We start from the raw sequence: 23,931 nt of genomic DNA, 5'->3' as shown, positions 1-23,931 counted from the left end.
TGTTTTCCTATTATCCTATAACAGCTAGAATGTCACTTTCACGTAAAACTAAGTATTCAGTACCTTCGTATTTCACTTCAGTACCAGCATATTTTGAGAAGATAATGCGATCACCAACCGCAACCTCTAAAGCAACTCTTTCACCACTGTCTAGTACACGACCAGTACCTACAGCAACAACTTTACCTTCTTGAGGTTTTTCCTTTGCAGAATCTGGTAGTACAATTCCGCTTGCAGTTTTTTCCTCTGATTCAACTAGTTCAATAACAACGCGATCACCTAATGGCTTTAACAAGTGAAACAACCTCCTCAAATAATTGTAAGTATGTTTTTTCTTATTATTAGCACTCAAACCACTTGAGTGCTAACACAATTATTATATTAAATAATCTGATTCTATTTTGCAAGTATTTGCTATCGAATTTTCTAAAAAAGATTCTATTTTTGTACAAGCAAAATTGACTCACCTATCTATCCTATGTCATGAATAAAAAATTTAAACCATAAGATTTAAAAAATTTCCCTCTATGAAAATTTGGATTAGCATAATACTAATAGATAGTTATGAATATATGTTACAATACAAAGCATGAATAAGAGTTTGAAACAAAATCGCTTATAAAAACGTTTAATTAAAGGAGACTTACATGAAAGCTAGATATTGGTATGTTATATTAACGTATATCCTCATGCAATTTTCAGGTGCTCTCGGTATTCCACTTCTTTTACTTTTGGGAGTTGGGGATAATTTAGATCCTGAAACTGCTAAAAATACAATTATCTCTCTTTGGACGATCTTTAGTTTTGTGGCTGCACTCCCGATTGTTTTATATTTATTACGACAAGATATAAGGGAAAGACACCAAAACCTTGAACGTTCCTCCAGAGGGGAGGCTTTCGGTTGGGCAATTGCAGGTATCTTCATGGCTATGACAGCGCAGGCTCTTGCAGCGAATATTGAAATTTATGTTTTTGGTATTGAGCCTGGTTCTGAAAATACCCAAGAAATTATGGCCCTTGTAAAGTCACTGCCATTACTGGTGATTGTTGTTTCTATTATTGGTCCAATCCTTGAAGAAATTATCTTTCGTCAGATTATATTTGGGTCCTTATATAAAAAATTTGGCTTCTTTATTTCTGCTCTGATTAGCTCCTTAATCTTTGCAGTGGTTCATATGGATTTCACTCACATTCTTATTTATACTGCTATGGGCTTTACCTTTGCATTCCTTTATGTACATACAAAACGGATTATCGTTCCGATATTTGCACATGTTGCGATGAACACATTTGTTGTAGTGGGACAGACGATTTTTGCAGATGATATAGAGAGGATTATGAAGGAAACCGATAAGCTACAATCGATATTTATTGGAGGCTTTTAGTCTATGCGAAGAACTTCACCTTTTGCGATGGGCATCATATACGCGTTAATGGGCATTCTTTTTACCTATATAGCGATTGGAAGTGCTACGGACACAATATGGAACTTTTCCACAATCCTTCTTGCACTAGTCGCAACTTTTGATTTTGGTGTGGCAATCCGGATGTTTGCCTTACACAGTAAAATAAAAAAAGTCACAAAAAAATAACCTCTGTCTTAGAGGTTATTTTTTATGACTAGCTCTAGGCGCCCTTCCACTTTTCGCTACTCCATGCCATTAGCTGCTAGCATTTCTGCCTTCAATACCTTTCTGTAGGCACTCTTCGAAACGAGAATACTGATTTCATACAATCCAAATAATGGAACAGTCACCATTAGATGTGAAATCAACTCTGGAGGGGTAATTAAGCCTCCAATTACTAAAAGAATGAAATACGCAAACTTACGGATTTGAGAAAGAAACATCGGTGTTACTAATCCCAACCTTGTTAAAAACATGATGATAACTGGCAACTGAAACAAGAAACCAAATGGTAAAGTTAGTTGTAACAAGAATTGAAAATACTCGTTTATCCCTATTACCTGATTAATTTCAAGACGTTCCGCCAATCGAGTCATAAAGTTCACAACAAACGGAAAAAGAATAAAATAGGAGAATGAAACCCCTACTAAAAACAATCCTACAGATATAGGGATATAACTTAAGGTTACCTTTCTTTCCTTCTCATACAACCCTGGACTAATAAATGCCCATAGCTGATACAGTAAAAAAGGAGATGAGATAACTAGCGCAATAATAAAGGCAAATTGCATATATATTTTTATTGGATCCGTCATACGGAAGGCATTCATTGTTAGTTCTTTAGCTTCCTCAGCATTTTGTAAGTAGAGAATCAATGGTTCTGCAAGAAAAAAGCTGCCTAACGCAACAATGAAGAAGAAAACAACTACAAAGATTAGTCGTTTTCTTAATTCTCCGATATGATCAAAGACAGACATTTCTTTTTCATTCATGTGTTTCATCCTATCATTACTTCACATCTTGAGTGTCGTTCTTTTTTACATCATCATCGTCATCATCTGCTAAACCTTTTGTTGCGTTTTTGAATTCACGCAATGTATTACCTGCTGCTTTTCCTAATTGAGGCAATTTCTTTGGTCCGAAAATTAACAACGCAAAAAACACAATCAATAAAATACTACCAAATCCAAGACTTCCCATCTGCAAGTCACCTCCTCAATAGTGAACATCTATTCCTATTCTTCTCCAGAATAATGCTTTAAAAAATAGACAAGTGCTTGTAACTCGACAGCTAAATCAATATGGTGCACCCGTATATGTTCAGGAACGTTAATTCTAGCAGGAGTAAAGTTCAGTATACCCTTAATTCCTTTATTAGCTAGACGATCTGTTATAGGCTGTGCCGCACCAACTGGTACTGTTAAAATAGCTACAGTTACATCATCGGGTAATTTTTCTTCTAAATCATCTAAATGGTGAACTTCAACTCCACCAATACTAGTACCTACCTTATTATAATCCACATCAAAGGCAAGCTCAATTTTTGTATTGTTATTTTTCATAAAATTATAGTGTAAAAATGCAGTACCTAAATTTCCAACGCCAATTAAGGCAACTTTCGTTAATTCATCTTGGTCAAGTGTCTTACTAAAAAAGGATAATAGATAGTTGACGTTATAGCCATATCCTTTTTTTCCCAAAGCCCCAAAATAGGAAAAGTCTCTTCGGATTGTTGCTGAATCTACCTTAACCGCTTCACTCAGTTCTGCTGAAGACACTCTTTGCTTACCTGAAGCATGCAAGTTTTTCAGAAAACGATAATAGAGTGGCAGCCTTTTGGCAGTTGCTTGTGGTATTTTTGATTGCTCAAGATTCACCTTAATTCCTCCACTAACTCGGAACTTTCTATGTTACGTTCAAATGTAAAAGTTCCAATCATCCTCATTTGAACTCACAGCTGTTATAGTTCCCTTTTAAAGTTGCCGTTCTTTCCACCTGTTTTTTCTGCTAAATAAGTTGGCCCGATGACCATCCCTTTATCAACAGCCTTACACATATCGTAAATGGTTAATGCACAAACAGACGCAGCCGTAAGTGCTTCCATTTCTACCCCTGTACTACCTTTTGTTTTCACTGTTACATTGATATGTAAGATATACTCGTCGCTATCAACTGCCCATTCAAACGAAATATCCACACCTTTTAATGCTAATGGGTGACACATTGGGATAAGATCAGAAGTTCTTTTGGCTGCCATAATACCTGCAACCTGGGAAACAGCAAGAACATCTCCCTTGCTAACTTCATTATTAATAATCTGCTCATATATCACTTTATTAACAGCAATACTTGATTTTGCAATCGCAGTACGGACTGTATCAGCTTTATCTGTAATGTCGACCATCTTTGCCCGACCTTGTTCATTAAAATGGGTAAATGAAGCCATATATCTAACCCTCCCCTAAACTGAGTGTTCAAAAGGAGGATGAAAAGGACCAAGAAGTTCAAGGCGGCGAAGCTTTGAGTACCGGAACGTATGCAATTAATACGTGAGGAACGGAAAAGCAAGCCAACGAAGAAATTCGATGTGTCATTTTCACCGGACTTTTTGAACCTCCCCTAAAACTATACACTATTTTACCATACATGTCTTAGAAACATGTGTGAACATTATCATTGCAGTTGCTCTATGAAGATAATATAAGATACACTGTTGTTAGAAACAAGAGGTGAAATAACATGATTTTACTACAAGTAAATCAGCTCAAAAAGTTTTTTGCTGCTGATCTTATTTTATCGAATATAAAACTCGAAGTACAAACACGGGACCGTATTGCCATTGTTGGCCGTAATGGTGCTGGAAAATCGACATTGTTAAAAATAATTGCAGGTCATATGTCACATGATAGTGGCGAAATTATCAAGCCTAAAAGCGTTAAGATTGATTACCTTGCACAAGATACAGGTCTTGAATCTACCCTTTCCATTTGGGAAGAAATGCTAACCGTTTTCGCTCCTTTACGAAAGCTCGAAAAACACTTACGAGATCTTGAAGCGAAAATGGGAGACCCAGATCTTATTGCAAAGCAAGCTGATTACCAAAAATTACTTGAAGAATACGACCAACTTCAGGTGGACTTTAAAGAACAAGGTGGGTATCAGTACGAAGCGGATATCCGTTCCATTTTACATGGATTCAACTTTTCTGAATTTGATTATCAAACTAAAATATCAAGCTTAAGTGGTGGTCAAAAAACTCGACTAGCTCTAAGTAAGTTATTATTGTCAAAGCCTGATTTATTAATTTTAGATGAACCGACCAACCACCTTGATATTAGTACTCTAACATGGTTAGAACAATATCTACAAGGTTATCCTGGTGCCCTGTTAATCGTATCCCATGACCGATATTTTCTTGATAAGGTAGTGAACCAAGTATACGAGATTTCCAGAACGACAAGTAGCAAATTTGTTGGTAACTATAGTAATTACTTAAAATTAAAGGCAGAAAACTATGAGCTTGAACTTAAGAAGTATGAGAAGCAACAGGATGAAGTGGAAAAACTCAAGGACTTTATCGCTAAAAATCTTGTACGGGCATCGACAACCAAACGTGCCCAAAGTAGAAGAAAACAGCTTGATCGAATGGAGCTCATGGACAGGCCTTTAGGTGATGAAAAATCTGCTTCGTTTAAATTTGAAATTGACAGACAAAGTGGGAATGACGTACTAAGTGCACGGGACATGACAGTTGCTTATGAAAAAGAGAAACCGATTATCAAAAATATTAACTTTAACATCTATCGGGAAGATAGCATTGCCTTAGTGGGACCAAATGGAATTGGAAAATCTACGTTGTTAAAAGCAATCATTAATAAACTTAATCACGTAGATGGAACAATTCGTTTTGGTTCACATGTTACCATTGGGTATTATGATCAACAACAGGCAAACCTCACATCAAACAAACGGGTGTTAAACGAACTGTGGGATGAATATCCACTAAAAACAGAAAAAGAGATTCGTACTGTTCTAGGCAATTTCCTATTTTCAGGTGATGATGTGTTAAAAATCGTTTCTACGTTAAGTGGTGGCGAAAAGGCAAGACTTGCCCTGGCAAAGCTCATGCTAGAACGCTCCAACCTTCTCATCCTGGACGAGCCTACTAACCATTTAGATTTAGATAGCAAGGAAGTACTTGAAAATGCACTCATCGATTACCCAGGTACTATACTCTTTGTGTCACATGATCGATATTTTATTAATAGGTTAGCCACTAAGGTATTTGAGTTATCAACAGACGGTTTGACAGAGTATTTAGGTGACTACGATTATTATCTTGAAAAGAAATATGAAACAGAAGAGCTTGCGCGGTTAGACATGCTTGAGAAAAAGGTAGACAACCGTGAAATAGTTCAAGAGAAGTCCTCCTATGAACAGGAAAAGGAACTTAAGAAGCTAGAACGTCAACGAAAACGACGAATCGAAGAAATTGAACTCGAGATTTCTTCCATTGAAGAGAAAATTGAGCAAAATGAGGAACTCCTTTGTGATCCTGAGGTCTACCAAAATCACGAAGAGGTACAGCGAATTAATGAAGAGAATGAAAAATGTACATCTAAACTAGAGGCACTTATGGAGGAATGGGAATCTCTCCATGAAACTACTGGATAACAAAATAAAGTTTATATAGACCTTTACACCTATCCACAATTCATTTATTTTTTTGTGGACTGCTGGTAAGTTAAAGTTATCCCCAACTGAATTTTTATATTCAGTTGGGGTTTTTTTTTATAAAAAAAGCTTTTATTCAGACTTTTCCACATTTTATTGAGTTATACACCGTTTTATCCACAATATCCACAAATGAGCTAACACTTATCCACAAAACATGTCCACATATTCATTCTAGATATTTCAATTACTTTTGAAGGTTTTCCACAAATGTTCATAATATGTGGATAATTTATCAACAAAAAAGTCCTCTTCTAAAATGAGGACTTTTTAACTAGTGCATATGTTCAATATCCAATCCTGGATTAGCATTTAATGCATAAGAAGATCGTTTTCCTTTTTCAAATAATACACTTCCGACCGCTGCAATCATCGCCGCATTATCCGTACAAAGAGAAAGTGGAGGAATAACAAGCTTTACACCTGAAATAGCTGAAAACTTACTCTCTAACGTTGTTCGCAAGCCTTTGTTTGCCGCAACTCCTCCGGCTAAAAGAACTTGTTTGACATTGAATTCTTTCGTTGCTCTCAGTGTTTTTGTAACCAAAACATCAATTACACTTTCCTGAAAACTTGCAGCAAGATTTTTGGGGTCTATAACCTCTCCCCGTTGCTCTGCATTATGGAGGGTATTGATTACCGCAGACTTTAACCCACTAAAGCTAAAATCGTATGAATTCTCTTCTAACCATGCCCTTGGCAGATTTATCGTCGCTGTTCCTTCATGTGCTAGTCGATCAATATGAGGGCCACCTGGATACGGCAAATTAAGAGTACGAGCTACCTTATCGTAAGCCTCACCTGCAGCGTCATCTCTTGTTTCCCCTATGACCCTGAATGAACCATGCTCTTCCATTAAAACGAGCTCTGTATGGCCACCAGAAACAACTAAAGATAATAGGGGGAATTCTAGCTCCTCAACTAGTCGGTTCGCATAGATATGTCCAGCTATGTGATGTACACCTAATAGCGGAATACCGTGAGCAAAAGCCACTGCCTTTGCTGCATTAACACCAATCAACAATGCACCCACTAAACCTGGCCCTTCCGTTACTGCAATTGCATCAATATCCTTAAATGTGACATCGGCTTGCTTTAGAGCCTCCTCAATCACAATTGTAATTTCTTCAACATGATGCCTAGAAGCAATTTCTGGAACAACTCCTCCAAAACGCTTATGGCTTTCAATTTGCGATGCCACAACGTTCGAAAGAATGTCACGTCCATTTCTTACTATGGCTACGGCTGTTTCATCACAGCTCGTTTCAATTCCCATAATTATTTGATTTTCATTCATTTAGATTCACCCACATAACTAACGCATCTTCTTGATTATCTGTATAATAATTTTTCCTTATGCCACCAGGTTGAAAGCCCATCTTTTTATAAAGCGATTGGGCAATGTGATTTGATACCCTGACCTCCAACGTCATAGTAACCGCCTGATGCTGCATGGCTAATAACTTTGCTTGCATAAGAAGGGCTTCTCCCAACTTTTTTCCTCTGTACGCTGGTAATAAAGCTATATTTGTAATATGCGCTTCATCCATAATAAGCCACATTCCACAGTATCCAATCACTCTATCGTTTTCAGTCATGACAATATATTTTGCAAATTGATTATGGACAAGCTCATTATAAAAAGCTTCCCTTTTCCACGGAACTGTAAATGCTGACGTTTCAACCTTCATGACATCATCAATGTCATCTAACGTCATAAATCGGAATAAAATCTGCTGATCCATGATATTTTCCATATTACCCCTGCCTCTTTCCAAGCCAATTGGCTTCTGCCTCTGCCAAACGAATATAATTTGGTACGAACGCATGAACGTCTTCAGCCTCACGATTCAAACCAATATTCGCTAACTCACTTGGTCTTGGATTCCAATCTGTATATGGTGCAACATATGCAAGAGATTCCAATTCTGTTTCAATTTGATCCTTATGGATACCTACGTCATTACCTATAAATAAAATTGGAGTGTTCCTTTTTTTAAGCTCTGCCAACCAATCGCTAAGCAATATAATCTTGTCTTCTTCGACGCAAGTCAAAGAATTTGATTCATAACGATATAATCCTGTGTATACTTGCCCACGTCGAGCGTCAAATAAAGGTGATAGAAGGCCATTAAAAAATCTTCCATTAGCCGCAACTACTTCTAGACTTGAAACACCTACTATCGGAATTTGAAGTGACCATGATAGCGTTTTTGCTATGGTCACCCCTATTCTAACTCCTGTATATGATCCTGGACCCTTCGCAACTACAATTTTATCTAACTCTCCAGGTTTGATCCCACATTCGTTCATTAGTTGTTCAATTGCTGGCATGGCACGAACCGAATGGTTTTTCGGTAAATTTGTAATCATTTCACCAAGAACCTTTTCCCCATCAACTAATGCAACACCTAATACATAATTCGATGTATCAATTGCTAATACTTTCATTAGGCAAATATCTCCTCACATAATTGTTCATACCGCTCTCCCAATGGAATAACAGAAATCTTGCGCTTGAAATCTCCCATGTGCTCGATTTTTATCGTAAGTCGCTCCTCTGGAAGGCGGTCCTCAATCAAATGTGCCCATTCTACTACCGTCACACCATTACCCTCAAAATACTCATCAAAACCTAGGTCTTCATCACTGTACTCTAAGCGGTATACATCCATATGATAAAGAGGGATTCGACCTTTATATTCCTTAATAATAGTAAATGTCGGGCTATTGACCGTTCTTATGACCCCAATTCCTTTCGCAAGTCCTTTGGTGAACGTTGTTTTTCCTGCACCTAAATCCCCTTCTAGGGTTATTACATCCCCAGGTTCTAGCCTTTCAGCTAAACGATAAGAAAAGCTATCCGTTTCCTCAGGTGTATTTGTAATAAACTCAAATTTTTTCATTCGTAAAATCACACCCTATTTATTCAAATGGCCTTGGCATTTTTACGCCCGTTTTCGAAAAAGTTGAGGCTTCGCCGGAGGCTTTACTTTTATTTGTTCAGTAATTAGTTTTAACCCCTACCTATTTTACATGTTATGCAATCATTTTTAAGCGATTAGAGTAGAGAAACTACTCTTGACTAGAGTTAAAATGGTTATATCCCTTCATATCAAGTCTATGTAATTCTCCATTATGGTCTAAAAACACACTTGGTCCACCTTCTGTGACAGTTCCGATTTTCGTAAGTGTGTATCCACTTTCAATCGCATGTTTTTGAACCTGCTCCCAGTCAGAAACTCCCATGGTTCCGACTAATTCAAAGTCTTCTCCACCATAAAGTGCAAATTCGATTGATTTACCACTTTTCTCTTTCGTAAGGTGTTCATGTAAAGGTAGTTTATCTTGATCTATTATGATAGAAACCTTACTAGCCTTGGCAATCTCATTTGCCTCACTCGCCAAACCGTCACTAATATCGTTCAAGGAGACTCTTTCAAGTACCGATAAAAGTCTTCCAATTTCAACTCTTGGTTGTGGATATTGATGTTTTTGGACCAGAGTCAGCTCTGACTCAGTGAAGGTATGATTTCTGCCTTTATGTAATAATAAATTTAAACCAGCAGCAGAGTCCCCGATTGTGCCTGTAACAAATACAACATCCCCTGGCTTCGCATTACTACGTAATAAATGCTTTCCCTGTTCAACCTCACCGAGTACAGTAACAGTGATAACCAATGTGTCAGAAATAGAAACAGTGTCTCCACCAATCAAATCGATATTGTACTTATCTGCTAGCATTGCCATACCTTTGTAAATCGATAACAAATCGGATTCATTCCATCCCTTTGGAATGGCAATTGACACTAAATAATAGAGGGGGATGCCTCCCATTGCCGCAATATCGCTTATATTAACGGCCAATGCCTTATATCCGATTTGGACAGGGTTCATAGTAGATGAAGTGAAATGAACACCTTCTACCATCGTATCCATGCAAACGATTTGTTCCATATTGGCTGTAGGGCGAACAAGTGCTGCATCATCACCAATTCCTGTAATTAGACCGGATTGAAAGACCCGATTTGGTTTAATTTGATTAATAAAATAAAACTCATCCTTTATGGACATTATAGTCACTCCTACTATATATCAAAAGAAATAAACTTAAAAAAATCCGGTTCGTGAAAAAAATCCTTAGGACAACTCCTAAGGACCTAGATGCATAATTAAGTTTACAGCATTTCATCAAATTCTTCAAAAAAAGATATAAAAAAAACGAAACAATATGTTTCGTATGCTTTAAAAAATATGGCGGTCCCGACCGGGATCGAACCGGCGATCTCCTGCGTGACAGGCAGGCATGTTAACCGCTACACCACGGGACCATTTATTAGACATTTATTATTCTAATATATTGTATGTATGACGTCAATCATTTTTTTGGTTGCGGGGGCAGGATTTGAACCTACGACCTTCGGGTTATGAGCCCGACGAGCTACCAGACTGCTCCACCCCGCGATAATAGAAACTATATTATTTTTTGCCATGCGCTAAGGTAGCACTTGACTGTCCCTTCCTCTGCAAGCTTATTCAAGGAGGTATATCCGTCGGGACAACTCGCAGTAATTGCTGTGAAGTAACGCTCGTTGCTCCACCCCGCGATAATAATATATAGCCTAGCGACGTCCTACTCTCACAGGGACAAAGTCCCAACTACCATCGGCGCTGAGAAGCTTAACTTCCGTGTTCGGTATGGGAACGGGTGTGACCTCTTCGCCATCGTCACTAGACTATTAGAAGGATTCATTCCCTCAAAACTAGATAACTAAAACATTCATGAAGTTTTTTTATGTCCAGTTTCGGCTCCTAGCCTCTCGAGGTCGCTTCACTTCTTCTGTCAAAGTCTACGACTTTTCCGACAGAAGTTCCAGCGCTTGTCGAGGCTGTACAGTCGCCTACACTTTTCGTTTTTGGTTAAGTCCTCGATCGATTAGTATCAGTCAGCTACACATGTCACCATGCTTACACCTCTGACCTATCAACCTCGTCATCTTCGAGGGATCTTACTAGTTTAACACTATGGGAAATCTCATCTTGAGGGGGGCTTCATGCTTAGATGCTTTCAGCACTTATCCCTTCCACACATAGCTACCCAGCGATGCCCTTGGCAGAACAACTGGTACACCAGCGGTGTGTCCATCCCGGTCCTCTCGTACTAAGGACAGCTCCTCTCAAATTTCCTACGCCCACGACGGATAGGGACCGAACTGTCTCACGACGTTCTGAACCCAGCTCGCGTACCGCTTTAATGGGCGAACAGCCCAACCCTTGGGACCGACTACAGCCCCAGGATGCGATGAGCCGACATCGAGGTGCCAAACCTCCCCGTCGATGTGGACTCTTGGGGGAGATAAGCCTGTTATCCCCGGGGTAGCTTTTATCCGTTGAGCGATGGCCCTTCCATGCGGAACCACCGGATCACTAAGCCCGACTTTCGTCCCTGCTCGACTTGTAGGTCTCGCAGTCAAGCTCCCTTGTGCCTTTACACTCTACGAATGATTTCCAACCATTCTGAGGGAACCTTTGGGCGCCTCCGTTACTTTTTAGGAGGCGACCGCCCCAGTCAAACTGCCCACCTGACACTGTCTCCAAGGCCGATAAGGCCTTCGGGTTAGAATTTCAATACAGCCAGGGTAGTATCCCACCGACGCCTCCACCGAAGCTAGCGCTCCGGCTTCCAAGGCTCCTACCTATCCTGTACAAGCTGTACCAAAATTCAATATCAGGCTGCAGTAAAGCTCCACGGGGTCTTTCCGTCCTGTCGCGGGTAACCTGCATCTTCACAGGTACTATAATTTCACCGAGTCTCTCGTTGAGACAGTGCCCAGATCGTTACACCTTTCGTGCGGGTCAGAACTTACCTGACAAGGAATTTCGCTACCTTAGGACCGTTATAGTTACGGCCGCCGTTTACTGGGGCTTCGATTCAGAGCTTCGCTTAGAGCTAACCCCTCCTCTTAACCTTCCAGCACCGGGCAGGTGTCAGCCCCTATACTTCGCCTTGCGGCTTCGCAGAGACCTGTGTTTTTGCTAAACAGTCGCCTGGGCCTATTCACTGCGGCTTTTCAGGGCTATTCACCCTAAAAAGCACCCCTTCTCCCGAAGTTACGGGGTCATTTTGCCGAGTTCCTTAACGAGAGTTCTCTCGATCACCTTAGGATTCTCTCCTCGCCTACCTGTGTCGGTTTGCGGTACGGGCACCATTTACCTCGCTAGAAGCTTTTCTTGGCAGTGTGGAATCAGGAACTTCGGTACTATATTTCCCTCGCCATCACAGCTCAACCTTCGCGGTAAGCGGATTTGCCTACTTACCAGTCTAACTGCTTGGACGCGCATATCCAACAGCGCGCTTACCCTATCCTCCTGCGTCCCTCCATCGCTCAAACGGTAAAGAGGTGGTACAGGAATATCAACCTGTTGTCCATCGCCTACGCCTTTCGGCCTCGGCTTAGGTCCCGACTAACCCTGAGCGGACGAGCCTTCCTCAGGAAACCTTAGGCATTCGGTGGAGGGGATTCTCACCCCTCTTTCGCTACTCATACCGGCATTCTCACTTCTAAGCGCTCCACCAGTCCTTCCGGTCTGACTTCGCTGCACTTAGAACGCTCTCCTACCATTGTTCGTAAGAACAATCCACAGCTTCGGTGATACGTTTAGCCCCGGTACATTTTCGGCGCAGAGTCACTCGACCAGTGAGCTATTACGCACTCTTTAAATGGTGGCTGCTTCTAAGCCAACATCCTGGTTGTCTAAGCAACTCCACATCCTTTTCCACTTAACGTATACTTTGGGACCTTAGCTGGTGGTCTGGGCTGTTTCCCTCTTGACTACGGATCTTATCACTCGCAGTCTGACTCCCGAGAATCAAGTCTTTGGCATTCGGAGTTTGACTGAATTCGGTAACCCGATGAGGGCCCCTAGTCCAATCAGTGCTCTACCTCCAAGACTCTATACTCGAGGCTAGCCCTAAAGCTATTTCGGAGAGAACCAGCTATCTCCAAGTTCGATTGGAATTTCTCCGCTACCCACACCTCATCCCCGCACTTTTCAACGTGCGTGGGTTCGGGCCTCCATTCAGTGTTACCTGAACTTCACCCTGGACATGGGTAGATCACCTGGTTTCGGGTCTACGACCACGTACTATTTCGCCCTATTCAGACTCGCTTTCGCTGCGGCTCCGTCTCTTCAACTTAACCTTGCACGGGATCGTAACTCGCCGGTTCATTCTACAAAAGGCACGCCATCACACATAAATGTGCTTTGACTACTTGTAGGCACACGGTTTCAGGTTCTATTTCACTCCCCTTCCGGGGTGCTTTTCACCTTTCCCTCACGGTACTGGTTCACTATCGGTCACTAGGGAGTATTTAGCCTTGGGAGATGGTCCTCCCAGCTTCCGACGGGATTTCTCGTGTCCCGCCGTACTCAGGATCCACTCAAGAGAGAACGAAGTTTCGACTACAGGGTTGTTACCTTCTCTGACGGACCTTTCCAGGTCGCTTCGTCTACTTCGCTCTTTTGTAACTCCGTATAGAGTGTCCTACAACCCCAAGAGGCAAGCCTCTTGGTTTGGGCTATCTTCCGTTTCGCTCGCCGCTACTCAGGAAATCGCGTTTGCTTTCTCTTCCTCCGGGTACTAAGATGTTTCAGTTCCCCGGGTCTACCTTCTCATACCCTATGAATTCAGGTATGGATACTACCCCATTACGGGCAGTGGGTTTCCCCATTCGGAAATCTTCGGATCAATGCTTACTTACAGCTCCCCGAAGCATATCGGTGTTAGTACCGTCCTTCATCGGCTCCTAGTGCCAAGGCATCCACCGTGCGCCCTTCATAACTTAACCTATTCGGCTTTGATAAGCGTCGAATCTCTTCGTCAGCTTCGTTCTTCCGGTACTCACGTAGCGAAAACTACGCTCCGTTCCTCCAGAACTTTGCTTCCTCGACCTTCTCGCTTCTCATGCGCCTAAAGTTTAAAGAACTTTACTTACTTCAATGAATGTTTTGTTACGTTATCTAGTTTTCAAGGAACGATTTGGTGGAGCCTAGCGGGATCGAACCGCTGACCTCCTGCGTGCAAGGCAGGCGCTCTCCCAGCTGAGCTAAGGCCCCAAATTATTTAAATGAATGGTGGGCCTAAATGGACTCGAACCATCGACCTCACGCTTATCAGGCGTGCGCTCTAACCAGCTGAGCTATAGGCCCATTCACACATATAAGAGAACAAAGTAGCTCTCTCAAAACTAAACATAATACAGAGGCGTCTTTTTATGAAGTTCGTAGAACTTCAGTTTCCTTAGAAAGGAGGTGATCCAGCCGCACCTTCCGATACGGCTACCTTGTTACGACTTCACCCCAATCATCTGTCCCACCTTAGGCGGCTGGCTCCTTACGGTTACCCCACCGACTTCGGGTGTTACAAACTCTCGTGGTGTGACGGGCGGTGTGTACAAGGCCCGGGAACGTATTCACCGCGGCATGCTGATCCGCGATTACTAGCGATTCCGGCTTCATGCAGGCGAGTTGCAGCCTGCAATCCGAACTGAGAATGGTTTTATGGGATTTGCTTAACCTCGCGGTTTCGCTGCCCTTTGTACCATCCATTGTAGCACGTGTGTAGCCCAGGTCATAAGGGGCATGATGATTTGACGTCATCCCCACCTTCCTCCGGTTTGTCACCGGCAGTCACCTTAGAGTGCCCAACTGAATGCTGGCAACTAAGATCAAGGGTTGCGCTCGTTGCGGGACTTAACCCAACATCTCACGACACGAGCTGACGACAACCATGCACCACCTGTCACCATGTCCCCGAAGGGAAAGCCCTATCTCTAGAGTTGTCATGGGATGTCAAGACCTGGTAAGGTTCTTCGCGTTGCTTCGAATTAAACCACATGCTCCACCGCTTGTGCGGGCCCCCGTCAATTCCTTTGAGTTTCAGTCTTGCGACCGTACTCCCCAGGCGGAGTGCTTAATGCGTTTGCTGCAGCACTAAAGGGCGGAAACCCTCTAACACTTAGCACTCATCGTTTACGGCGTGGACTACCAGGGTATCTAATCCTGTTCGCTCCCCACGCTTTCGCGCCTCAGCGTCAGTTACAGACCAGAGAGCCGCCTTCGCCACTGGTGTTCCTCCACATCTCTACGCATTTCACCGCTACACGTGGAATTCCGCTCTCCTCTTCTGCACTCAAGTCCCCCAGTTTCCAATGACCCTCCACGGTTGAGCCGTGGGCTTTCACATCAGACTTAAAGGACCGCCTGCGCGCGCTTTACGCCCAATAATTCCGGATAACGCTTGCCACCTACGTATTACCGCGGCTGCTGGCACGTAGTTAGCCGTGGCTTTCTGGTTAGGTACCGTCAAGGTACCGCCCTATTCGAACGGTACTTGTTCTTCCCTAACAACAGAGCTTTACGACCCGAAGGCCTTCATCGCTCACGCGGCGTTGCTCCGTCAGACTTTCGTCCATTGCGGAAGATTCCCTACTGCTGCCTCCCGTAGGAGTCTGGGCCGTGTCTCAGTCCCAGTGTGGCCGATCACCCTCTCAGGTCGGCTACGCATCGTCGCCTTGGTGAGCCGTTACCTCACCAACTAGCTAATGCGCCGCGGGTCCATCTGTAAGTGATAGCTAAAAGCCATCTTTTAATATAAGACCATGTGGTCTTATATGTTATCCGGTATTAGCTCCGGTTTCCCGAAGTTATCCCAGTCTTACAGGCAGGTTACCCACGTGTTACTCACCCGTCCGCCGCTAATCTTTGGGAGCAAGCTCCCAAAGATCCGCTCGACTTGCATGTATTAGGCACGCCGCCAGCGTTCATCCTGAGCCAGGATCAAACTCTCCAATAAGAGTATTGATTGCTCAATAATTTGTTACTTAGAATTAAAACGTTGACGCTTGTATTATGTTTAGTTTTCAAAGAACTAATTTTGGAGCGGGTGATGGGAATCGAACCCACGACATCAGCTTGGAAGGCTGAGGTTTTACCATTAAACTACACCCGCAATATTAAGTTTCGTCTGGTCGGGAAGACAGGATTCGAACCTGCGACCCCTTGGTCCCAAACCAAGTGCTCTACCAAGCTGAGCTACTTCCCGCAATATAATGGCGCGCCCGAAAGGAGTCGAACCCATAACCTTCTGATCCGTAGTCAGACGCTCTATCCAATTGAGCTACGGGCGCATTTTTGATGTCCGCTCTGTAAGAAGCGACTTTTCTATAATAACACCTTACAAAAACAAATGCAAGTGTTTTTTAAAACTTTTTTTGGTGCGGTCGAGAAGACTCGAACTTCCACGGGATCAACTCCCACTAGGCCCTCAACCTAGCGCGTCTGCCATTCCGCCACGACCGCGTTATAAGTGCGGGTGAAGGGACTCGAACCCCCACGTCAAAGACACTAGATCCTAAGTCTAGCGCGTCTGCCAATTCCGCCACACCCGCATATTAATTAAAATGGTGAGCCATGAAGGACTCGAACCTTCGACCCTCTGATTAAAAGTCAGATGCTCTACCAACTGAGCTAATGGCTCGTGCTAAAATAATTTAGATAACGAAGTATAACTTTCGTATTAGGTACATCTACGACGTCCCAATCTCAGGAAGTTATTGCAAGTAGCAGTTCGATTGGTACGCTGAAGCATCGCTTCGAAGCTTACTCGTTCGTGCTCTACCAACTGAGCTAATGGCTCGTGCTAAAATTAAAATGGCTGGGCTAGCAGGATTCGAACCTACGAATGACGGAGTCAAAGTCCGTTGCCTTACCACTTGGCTATAGCCCATTGATTAAACTTAACGAAAATCATCTTCGAATAGCTACATCAACTTCTCCGCAAACGGATATTCTGTAAAATTCCAAAAGGAAATTTTGCGGAATATCGCCGACATCACTGAGTGGATAGTAGGACTCTATATATCATATCCTTAAAACTTCATTTCACTCAGAATGTTTCAAATCAATCGCAAGCTAATAAACTAATAAATAAGTAGTTCATGGTGGAGTGGAGGATGACGGGATCGAACCGCCGACCCCCTGCTTGTAAGGCAGGTGCTCTCCCAGCTGAGCTAATCCTCCATTGTTTAAGAGAAAGAAATGGGAGGTGAGAATTGATGCATCTCACATCCCATTTGTTGTATGACCCGTACGGGATTCGAACCCGTGTTACCGCCGTGAAAGGGCGGTGTCTTAACCGCTTGACCAACGGGCCATTGTAAAGACTGGCGGAGAAGGAGGGATTTGAACCCTCGCGCCGCTTACGCGACCTACACCCTTAGCAGGGGCGCCTCTTCAGCCACTTGAGTACTTCCCCATTGGCTCCACAGGCAGGATTCGAACCTGCGACCGATCGGTTAACAGCCGATAGCTCTACCACTGAGCTACTGTGGAATAATGTAACGACATAACTTATTATAAAAACAGACTTTCTAGTTGTCAAGAGTATCTGAATTTTTGTCTAGCCGTTTTTGTGGCGACTTTTATAATTTATCATAAGTAAATCGGAGAGTCAACACTTAATTTCCTTCTACTAATTTACCAGAACATTTCCCACAGACATACCTTTTAATATCGATTTTTCGCTTCCTAACATATCCTAACCCACAATTCTTACAGGTATACAAATATTGTTTCGAAACCTTTCTTTTTTTTACTGAATCTAAAGGTTTACAGAATCGTGGTGCGTCTACTGCTTTTAAAAGAGATCGAAAATCACGATCACGATGTTGGTACCCTTTACCCTCTAAATGTAAATGGTAATGACATAGTTCATGCTTAATAATACCGACTAATTCATCTATCCCACGTTCTTGATAATGTTTTGGGTTTAGTTCAATATTATGAGATTTCAACAGATACCTTCCACCTGTAGTTTGTAAACGATTATTAAAAGTCGCCTGGTGGATAAAAGGTTTTCCAAAGTATGTGAGGGAAACCTCTTCAACAATTTTTTGAAGTTCAAATTGTTCCATTTCTTTCTTCCTTTCTTTCTACGAACAGGACGTACTATATGTGCATACACTATTTATACTCAAACGAGATTTTCGGATCTCGCCAATACTCTTATCTGTACTTAAATACCCAATCTCTATAATATCACTATTTTCTTTTTAAATGATAAAAGATTGATTTTAACATAGGGAGGTTTACTTATGCCTAGTTGGCTGCAAAACCAAATGATGCGCGCTTATTACGAAAAGAATAGATATCAAATCAAATTATTGAATCAATGTTGGTATTTCTATAGAAAAAAACACTGCTCCTAAAAGCAGTGTTTTACTTTGTTTAGTTATTATTTTGAGGCGGTAACATTGTTAACGCTACTCTACCTTTCTTTACATCAACATCGTCAATCCAAACCGTCACAACATCTCCAACAGAAACAACATCTAGTGGGTGCTTAACGAATCCATTACGTAACTTCGATATATGAACTAGCCCATCTTGCTTAACTCCTATATCTACAAACGCCCCGAAATCTACAACATTACGAACAGTTCCTTCTAATTCCATTCCTTTTGCAAGGTCCTCAAGTTTTAGAATATCCTTTTTCAATAATGGTTTAGCTAATTCATCACGAGGATCTCGTTCTGGTCGAACAAGTGCATCCGCTATATCACGTATTGTAATTTCACCAATCCCTAATTCGGCTGCAATTTCTTCAGTAACAATGGAAGAGATTGCTTCCTTTAGTTTATCGGAACCCAGTTCTTTACTTGATAGTCCAAAAGTAGATAAGAGCTTCTTTACTTCTTTATAGTTTTCCGGATGTATGCCTGTGCGGTCTAATGGTTCGTCTCCATCTACAACACGTAGGAACCCAATACATTGTTCATATGTTTTTGCTCCCAGACGCGGGATATCTTTTAATTCGCTTCTATTCTTGAACTTCCCTTGCTCTTCACGTTTTTTCACAATATTATTCGCCACAGTTTTTGATAGACCGGCTACGTACTGCAATAAGGATGATGACGCTGTATTAACATTCACACCCACCTTATTAACTACCGTTTCCACCACAAATGTTAATTGGTCATTTAGTTTTTTCTCTGATACGTCATGTTGATACTGCCCTACACCAACTGATTTTGGATCAATTTTAACCAATTCAGCTAACGGATCCTGAAGCCTTCTTGCAATAGAGACCGCACTTCTTTCTTCTACCTGGAAATCAGGGAATTCTTCTCTGGCCAACTCGGACGCTGAGTATACGCTCGCCCCCGCTTCATTAACGATGATATAAAATACTTCTTGCTTAATTTCTTTTAATACGTCAGCAACAAATTGTTCTGTTTCTCTAGAAGCAGTCCCGTTTCCAATAGCCACCATTTCAACCTTGAACTCTTCTATCACTGCCTTTATCTTCTTGACAGCCTCGTCCTTTTTATTTACTGGAGGATGTGGGTATATCACACCTATAGTAAGTACTTTCCCCGTTTCATCTACTACAGCCAATTTGCACCCCGTCCGATATGCTGGGTCAACCCCCAAAACAATCCTTCCTTTTAGTGGTGGCTGCAATAAGAGATTGCGAAGGTTTTCAGAAAAAATATGTATCGCTTGGTCCTCCGCCTTTTCCGTTAGTTCTTTTCTAATCTCTCTTTCAATCGAAGGCTGAATAAGCCTTTTATAGCTATCTTCAATTGTCTCAACAACATAAGGAGTGACAGGGGAGTTTTCCCTTTTTACAATTTTCCTTTGTAAAAAGGATAAAATACGGTCAAGAGGTGGTTCTATGGTTACTCGTAATACATCCTCTTTTTCTCCTCTATTCATCGCAAGTACTCGATGCGGTACAACCTTGTGAATAGGTTCCTTATACTCATAGTACATCTCAAAGACATTTTTTTCGTCTTTCTCCTGATTCTTAACTATTGTTTCGATTGTACCGACCTTGAAGGTCTCTGTACGTATCCATTGACGGAAAGTAGGATCATCTGATATCCATTCAGCTATAATATCCTTAGCCCCTTGGATTGCATCCTCAACGGTAAGAACCTCTTTTTCTTCTGAAATGAATTGATTAGCATATTGTTCAATATCTACATTCAACGGGAATGTATACAACCATTCAGCAAGAGGTTCCAATCCCTTTTCCTTCGCCACTGTTGCTTTTGTACGACGCTTTTGCTTGTATGGTCTATATAAATCTTCAACCTGCTGTAGCTTAGTAGACTTCACAATTTGTGCCTGTAACTCTTCTGTAAGTTTACCTTGCTCAGCGATAAGTCTGATTACTTCTTCCTTACGGGATTCTAAATTTTGCAGATAAGCCCACTTATCTTGAACATCTTTAATTTGCACTTCGTCTAAAGAACCCGTCATTTCCTTCCGGTAACGTGCGATAAATGGGACTGTATTTCCTTCTTCTAAGAGGTTGATTACACTATGTACCTGTTTAATACTTATTCCAATTTCTTTCGCGATTATTTTTACCATCATGTCATTTGTTTGTGATGTTAATGTTGTCAAAATCATTTCCTCCTACTTTACTTCTACCTATATCTATATTACCAAATTTGAGTCATCCAAGTACGGCTTGTTGAAGCTTTTTAAGAGCATTTCGTTGGATTCGAGAAACATGCATTTGCGAGACCCCAACAAGTCTTCCTGTTTCCTTTTGGCTTTTCTCTTTAATAAATGTATAGTGTAAAATTAACTTTTCACGTGCTGTAAGAACATGAAGTGCATTCTTTATAACCATTTTTCGCAGTGCAGTTTCAAAGCCATTGTCCTTTTTCCCGACAATATCTAGAATAGTCGCAGTTTTTCCATCTTTAATTAGTTCAGCATCAACCGACATTGTATTGTAAGCTTGTCCTAATTCCATAACTTTCAATAGATCCTTGCTATCGACTTCTAGGTAACTGGCGATCTCATGCACATCAGGTTTCCTCTGTAAAGATATTGTAAGTTCATCTTCAGCTTTTCTAACCTTTGTTCCCATTTCCTTTACTCTTCTAGGCACGTGCAAACTCCAGGTTTTATCGCGTAGAAAATGCTTTATTTCACCAATAATTGTGGGTATGGCAAATGAATAAAAGCTCTTACCAACCGATGAGTCAAATCTTCTTATCGCACTCAAAAGTCCAACTCTACCTACCTGCTCAATATCTTCATGAAACATCGTCCCTTTAGAGTATTTCCTAGCAATCGATTTTATCACGTTTTCATATTTCTCAACTATTTTACTTTGCAGTACTCTTGAGCCAGTTGTTTGGAAGTCATGTACGAGCTTTTCTACACTCTCTTGTTTTGGATTTGTAGATTGCTTTTTCATTTTATTCCACCGCTCTCTTATTAATTTTGTCAAAAAGATTTTTTAGGATAGTCCTTTACTATGTACTTCGCTAAGATAATGTTTATACCCTGCCATTTTGATCATTTGTTACAAAAGTAAAATAGTTTTGTAATATATTATAATAACTGAAGTAACATGAACAAAAAAACAAAAGAAGCTACCGAGTGGTAACTTCTAATAGTCGTATCACATATAAATAAATAATTAAAAATCGATGAGTCCTAAACTGATTTGCAAGGCATCATCCACTCTGTCCATCATCTCTTCATCGAGATGTGTTATCTTATCGGTTAGACGCTGCTTATCGATTGTACGTATTTGTTCTAACAGGATAACTGAATCACGTTCAAATCCGTAACGCTCCGCATCAATTTCAACATGTGTTGGGAGCTTTGCTTTTTGAATTTGGGCAGTTATAGCTGCGACAATGACTGTGGGACTAAACCGATTCCCGATATCGTTTTGAATGACAAGAACAGGACGAACGCCTCCTTGCTCAGAGCCAACAACTGGGGAGAGGTCTGCAAAATAAACGTCGCCACGTTTTACAATCAATTGATTACCCCCCGCTAACTAAGCGTTCTACGGTGTGGTCAGCTTCAGATTCAGCTAAAAAAGCCTCCGATGCAATAGTAAGGTTGATTTTCGCCATTTCCATGTAACCGCGTCTCATAGACTCTGTAATTTGACGTTTCTTTCTCTCACGTAGATACATTTTTGTAGCTTGATAAATAAGTTCATTACGGTTACCATTCTCCTGATTCACAAGGCCATCCAACTCACTTATTAGATTTTGTGGTAATCGTACAAGAATTTCTGTTGTTGCGCTGGATTCAGACACAAACATACACCTCCACCAACTTGCCACCAATATTCTACTCCAATCTTAATAATACCATCATTATGATTGGATGCAAAGCTTAATCCATTAATTCTAACTTATTATCTACAATTAGAATTGGTTTTTATGCACATCTTTTACAAAACTTCCAAAACCTTCATGTTATCTTAGCGTACCTATTACCAGATCTTCGACTCCACGTTGTGCTTTTTAATAAAACATCACAAAAGATGTGGAGTTCTTAGTCATTTTTCTACTCGAACCCCCTTTACAATCTGTGGCACCGAAGTGAATACCCTTGTAATTGAACCCTTTCAATAAATGTTGGACTTCTTAAAAGTAAGGTACATGCATAAAAAAAGAAACGTATATGATTTCTATTACCATTGTACTACTTATGTCTACTATTAATGTCTTAATAACGGATTTCTCACTTCAATTATTCTCTTATTTCGCAAAAAAATACGTGGAACCCGAAAACTAATTGTACATGTAACCTCATAATTGATTGTCTCCAGCGCCTTCGCAACATTATCTACACCAATGAATTGATCCTTTTGCCTACCAATTAACGTGACCTTTGTACCCATTGAAAATTTCTTTGGTAGTCGGACCATAAATTGGTCCATGCAGATTCGACCAATAATTTGGCAGAGTTCTCCTTCGACTAGCACATGTGTATCTTGAAGCTTTCGAACCCATCCGTCCGCATATCCCACAGGAACAGTACCGACCCACATATCCTCATCAGCTGTAAAGGTCGCTCCATAGCTCACCTTCTCACCTTTTTCAATGCACTTCACATGCACAAGCTTGCTATGGAAGGAGAAAGCCTCCTGAAGCTTATATGGAAGTTGGTCCTTTATCTCAAGTGATGGTGTCATACCATACATACCTATGCCAAGTCTAACTGCGTTAAACACTTTCTGTGGAAACCGTAAACCAGTAGCACTATTTGCACAGTGTATTATATTCGGTTTGTTTGGAATCCACTCAAGCATTTGCACGAAATGTTGATACTGTTCCTCAAAATAAGAAGTATCAATTTCATCCGCAGTGGCAAAGTGGGTAAACACGCCTTCGAGATTTAACCTTTGGGTTTGCTCAATCGTCTGTAATATCGATTGCAGCTCTTCTTTCGCCTTCACTCCCAGGCGACCCATCCCGGTATCAAGCTTAATATGAAGAGTAAGTGGTGTATCGTCGTGATAAACCTCCAAGACCTCTTCAAGCCACTCCCGACTATAGATTGTTAAAGCAATGTTGTGTTCGGCAGCTATCCTTACATCTGTTGGACGTGAAGCACCAAGTACAAGAATAGGAGCTTCTACCCCTCCATGGCGTAAGGAAATAGCTTCGTCAATAAAGGCAACCGCAAGGTACGATGCACCCGCTTCAAGTGCCGTTTTCGCAACCTCGACATCTCCATGTCCATAAGCATTTGCCTTAACAACTGCCATAACATCAATTTGTTTCGGTAAGAAGTTCTTCATATTCTTTACGTTTTCATATACACAATCTAAATCAACTTCAACCCAAGTATCACGATAAAAATGGGTAGAATCCATTCCTAACACCTTCTTAGATTAATTACATATTGCTACTTTATATAGTTCGATTATTAAACTTGCTTGTGTCCATGTCAA

20 protein-coding genes, 15 tRNA genes and 3 rRNA genes are annotated in these 23,931 nt (G+C 41.3%); 4 read left to right on the top strand and 34 right to left on the bottom strand.

Translation table 11 applies throughout. The features are described 5' to 3' along the window. Positions 1 to 10: 10 nt before the first annotated feature. Complete coding sequence (gene groES, locus ACWNMY_RS12620) at positions 11 to 295, bottom strand: co-chaperone GroES (protein ID WP_099355430.1); 285 nt, start codon at positions 293 to 295, stop codon at positions 11 to 13. A 352-nt stretch (positions 296 to 647) separates the two neighbouring features. On the opposite strand from groES, the gene ACWNMY_RS12615 reads away from it, so the two are divergent. Together ACWNMY_RS12615 and ACWNMY_RS12610 are read left to right on the top strand one after the other, a co-directional pair. Beyond that, positions 648 to 1,385 (top strand): CPBP family intramembrane glutamic endopeptidase, encoded by a 738-nt coding sequence (locus tag ACWNMY_RS12615; protein WP_449538607.1) that lies wholly within the window; start codon positions 648 to 650, stop codon positions 1,383 to 1,385. 3 nt (positions 1,386 to 1,388) lie between these two features. Beyond that, complete coding sequence (locus tag ACWNMY_RS12610; protein ID WP_449538606.1) at positions 1,389 to 1,592, top strand: YdiK family protein; 204 nt, start codon at positions 1,389 to 1,391, stop codon at positions 1,590 to 1,592. A 56-nt stretch (positions 1,593 to 1,648) separates the two neighbouring features. Here the strand turns inward: ACWNMY_RS12610 and tatC are convergent, their stop codons facing one another. From tatC to moaC, 4 genes are all read right to left on the bottom strand, one after another. Next, entirely contained in the window at positions 1,649 to 2,398 is a 750-nt protein-coding gene (tatC, locus tag ACWNMY_RS12605; RefSeq protein ID WP_449538605.1) for a twin-arginine translocase subunit TatC, read from the bottom strand. 16 nt (positions 2,399 to 2,414) lie between these two features. Further along, entirely contained in the window at positions 2,415 to 2,606 is a 192-nt protein-coding gene (locus ACWNMY_RS12600; protein WP_449538604.1) for a twin-arginine translocase TatA/TatE family subunit, read from the bottom strand. A 35-nt stretch (positions 2,607 to 2,641) separates the two neighbouring features. Then, a complete protein-coding gene (locus tag ACWNMY_RS12595) occupies positions 2,642 to 3,283 on the bottom strand; it encodes a redox-sensing transcriptional repressor Rex (RefSeq protein ID WP_449538603.1) in 642 nt (213 codons plus the stop codon). 83 nt (positions 3,284 to 3,366) lie between these two features. Continuing rightward, positions 3,367 to 3,852 carry a cyclic pyranopterin monophosphate synthase MoaC gene (gene moaC, locus ACWNMY_RS12590; RefSeq protein WP_449538602.1) on the bottom strand — a complete coding sequence of 162 codons (486 nt, stop codon included), beginning with the start codon at positions 3,850 to 3,852 and terminating at the stop codon, positions 3,367 to 3,369. A 293-nt stretch (positions 3,853 to 4,145) separates the two neighbouring features. Here moaC and ACWNMY_RS12585 point away from each other — a divergent pair, with 293 nt between their 5' ends. Continuing rightward, the gene (locus ACWNMY_RS12585) at positions 4,146 to 6,080 is read left to right on the top strand and encodes an ABC-F family ATP-binding cassette domain-containing protein (RefSeq protein WP_449538601.1); all 1,935 of its coding nucleotides are present in this window, start codon (positions 4,146 to 4,148) and stop codon (positions 6,078 to 6,080) included. A 334-nt stretch (positions 6,081 to 6,414) separates the two neighbouring features. On the opposite strand, the gene tsaD is transcribed toward ACWNMY_RS12585, so the two are convergent. The 24 genes from tsaD to ACWNMY_RS12465 all read right to left on the bottom strand — a co-directional run bounded on the left by tsaD (position 6,415) and on the right by ACWNMY_RS12465 (position 18,115). After that, a complete protein-coding gene (gene tsaD / locus ACWNMY_RS12580) occupies positions 6,415 to 7,437 on the bottom strand; it encodes a tRNA (adenosine(37)-N6)-threonylcarbamoyltransferase complex transferase subunit TsaD (RefSeq protein WP_449538600.1) in 1,023 nt (340 codons plus the stop codon). Further along, complete coding sequence (rimI, locus tag ACWNMY_RS12575; RefSeq protein WP_449538637.1) at positions 7,430 to 7,885, bottom strand: ribosomal protein S18-alanine N-acetyltransferase; 456 nt, start codon at positions 7,883 to 7,885, stop codon at positions 7,430 to 7,432. Before rimI ends, tsaD begins: the two co-directional genes overlap by 8 nt. Positions 7,886 to 7,898: 13 nt before the next feature. Then, entirely contained in the window at positions 7,899 to 8,591 is a 693-nt protein-coding gene (tsaB, locus tag ACWNMY_RS12570; protein ID WP_449538599.1) for a tRNA (adenosine(37)-N6)-threonylcarbamoyltransferase complex dimerization subunit type 1 TsaB, read from the bottom strand. Next, positions 8,591 to 9,046 carry a tRNA (adenosine(37)-N6)-threonylcarbamoyltransferase complex ATPase subunit type 1 TsaE gene (gene tsaE / locus ACWNMY_RS12565; protein ID WP_449538598.1) on the bottom strand — a complete coding sequence of 152 codons (456 nt, stop codon included), beginning with the start codon at positions 9,044 to 9,046 and terminating at the stop codon, positions 8,591 to 8,593. The genes tsaB and tsaE overlap by 1 nt, the downstream gene beginning before the upstream one ends. A 169-nt stretch (positions 9,047 to 9,215) precedes the next feature. After that, positions 9,216 to 10,214, bottom strand: coding sequence for a thiamine-phosphate kinase (gene thiL, locus ACWNMY_RS12560; protein WP_449538597.1), 999 nt, complete (start codon positions 10,212 to 10,214; stop codon positions 9,216 to 9,218). 181 nt (positions 10,215 to 10,395) lie between these two features. Further along, positions 10,396 to 10,471: transfer RNA gene (locus ACWNMY_RS12555), tRNA-Asp, on the bottom strand. Positions 10,472 to 10,527: 56 nt separating this feature from the next. Further along, positions 10,528 to 10,604, bottom strand: a tRNA-Met gene (locus ACWNMY_RS12550). 156 nt (positions 10,605 to 10,760) lie between these two features. Next, positions 10,761 to 10,876 (bottom strand): 5S ribosomal RNA (gene rrf, locus ACWNMY_RS12545). Between the two features lie 180 nt (positions 10,877 to 11,056). Beyond that, a 23S ribosomal RNA gene (locus ACWNMY_RS12540) occupies positions 11,057 to 13,990 on the bottom strand. Between the two features lie 192 nt (positions 13,991 to 14,182). Beyond that, positions 14,183 to 14,258 (bottom strand) — tRNA-Ala (locus ACWNMY_RS12535). A 16-nt stretch (positions 14,259 to 14,274) separates the two neighbouring features. After that, a tRNA-Ile gene (locus ACWNMY_RS12530) sits at positions 14,275 to 14,351 on the bottom strand. A gap of 95 nt (positions 14,352 to 14,446) precedes the next feature. Beyond that, positions 14,447 to 15,996 (bottom strand): 16S ribosomal RNA (locus ACWNMY_RS12525). Together the 16S, 23S and 5S rRNA genes with 15 tRNA genes alongside form the textbook arrangement of a ribosomal RNA operon. A gap of 82 nt (positions 15,997 to 16,078) precedes the next feature. Further along, positions 16,079 to 16,152, bottom strand: a tRNA-Gly gene (locus ACWNMY_RS12520). A gap of 16 nt (positions 16,153 to 16,168) precedes the next feature. Then, a tRNA-Pro gene (locus tag ACWNMY_RS12515) sits at positions 16,169 to 16,245 on the bottom strand. Between the two features lie 8 nt (positions 16,246 to 16,253). Further along, positions 16,254 to 16,330, bottom strand: a tRNA-Arg gene (locus tag ACWNMY_RS12510). 85 nt (positions 16,331 to 16,415) lie between these two features. Beyond that, positions 16,416 to 16,502: transfer RNA gene (locus ACWNMY_RS12505), tRNA-Leu, on the bottom strand. Between the two features lie 8 nt (positions 16,503 to 16,510). Then, positions 16,511 to 16,591, bottom strand: a tRNA-Leu gene (locus ACWNMY_RS12500). A gap of 13 nt (positions 16,592 to 16,604) precedes the next feature. Continuing rightward, positions 16,605 to 16,680 (bottom strand) — tRNA-Lys (locus tag ACWNMY_RS12495). 174 nt (positions 16,681 to 16,854) lie between these two features. Next, positions 16,855 to 16,929 (bottom strand) — tRNA-Gln (locus ACWNMY_RS12490). 220 nt (positions 16,930 to 17,149) lie between these two features. Then, positions 17,150 to 17,222: transfer RNA gene (locus tag ACWNMY_RS12485), tRNA-Val, on the bottom strand. A gap of 61 nt (positions 17,223 to 17,283) precedes the next feature. Further along, positions 17,284 to 17,355, bottom strand: a tRNA-Glu gene (locus ACWNMY_RS12480). Between the two features lie 11 nt (positions 17,356 to 17,366). Continuing rightward, a tRNA-Ser gene (locus ACWNMY_RS12475) sits at positions 17,367 to 17,457 on the bottom strand. A 2-nt stretch (positions 17,458 to 17,459) separates the two neighbouring features. Continuing rightward, positions 17,460 to 17,534 (bottom strand) — tRNA-Asn (locus tag ACWNMY_RS12470). Positions 17,535 to 17,659: 125 nt separating this feature from the next. Further along, entirely contained in the window at positions 17,660 to 18,115 is a 456-nt protein-coding gene (locus ACWNMY_RS12465) for a SprT family protein (RefSeq protein WP_449538596.1), read from the bottom strand. Positions 18,116 to 18,295: 180 nt separating this feature from the next. On the opposite strand from ACWNMY_RS12465, the gene cmpA reads away from it, so the two are divergent. Beyond that, entirely contained in the window at positions 18,296 to 18,409 is a 114-nt protein-coding gene (cmpA, locus tag ACWNMY_RS12460; protein WP_449538595.1) for a cortex morphogenetic protein CmpA, read from the top strand. Between the two features lie 19 nt (positions 18,410 to 18,428). Here cmpA and ACWNMY_RS12455 read toward each other — a convergent pair whose 3' ends face one another. From ACWNMY_RS12455 to alr, 5 genes are all read right to left on the bottom strand, one after another. Then, positions 18,429 to 20,585, bottom strand: a complete 2,157-nt coding sequence (locus ACWNMY_RS12455) for a Tex family protein (RefSeq protein ID WP_449538636.1) — start codon at positions 20,583 to 20,585, stop codon at positions 18,429 to 18,431. Between the two features lie 82 nt (positions 20,586 to 20,667). Further along, complete coding sequence (gene sigB / locus ACWNMY_RS12450) at positions 20,668 to 21,423, bottom strand: RNA polymerase sigma factor SigB (protein ID WP_449538594.1); 756 nt, start codon at positions 21,421 to 21,423, stop codon at positions 20,668 to 20,670. Positions 21,424 to 21,648: 225 nt separating this feature from the next. Continuing rightward, the gene (gene ndoA / locus ACWNMY_RS12445) at positions 21,649 to 21,999 is read right to left on the bottom strand and encodes a type II toxin-antitoxin system endoribonuclease NdoA (protein WP_010284636.1); all 351 of its coding nucleotides are present in this window, start codon (positions 21,997 to 21,999) and stop codon (positions 21,649 to 21,651) included. Positions 22,000 to 22,003: 4 nt separating this feature from the next. Beyond that, a complete protein-coding gene (locus ACWNMY_RS12440; RefSeq protein WP_449538593.1) occupies positions 22,004 to 22,285 on the bottom strand; it encodes a CopG family ribbon-helix-helix protein in 282 nt (93 codons plus the stop codon). A gap of 407 nt (positions 22,286 to 22,692) precedes the next feature. Continuing rightward, positions 22,693 to 23,853: an alanine racemase gene (alr, locus tag ACWNMY_RS12435; protein WP_449538592.1), complete on the bottom strand. Its 1,161-nt coding sequence runs from the start codon at positions 23,851 to 23,853 to the stop codon at positions 22,693 to 22,695. Between the last annotated feature and the right edge of the window lie 78 nt (positions 23,854 to 23,931).

It is taken from the genome of Ferdinandcohnia sp. Marseille-Q9671, from assembly GCF_976954385.1.
This window is presented reverse-complemented; position numbering and strand designations above follow the sequence as displayed.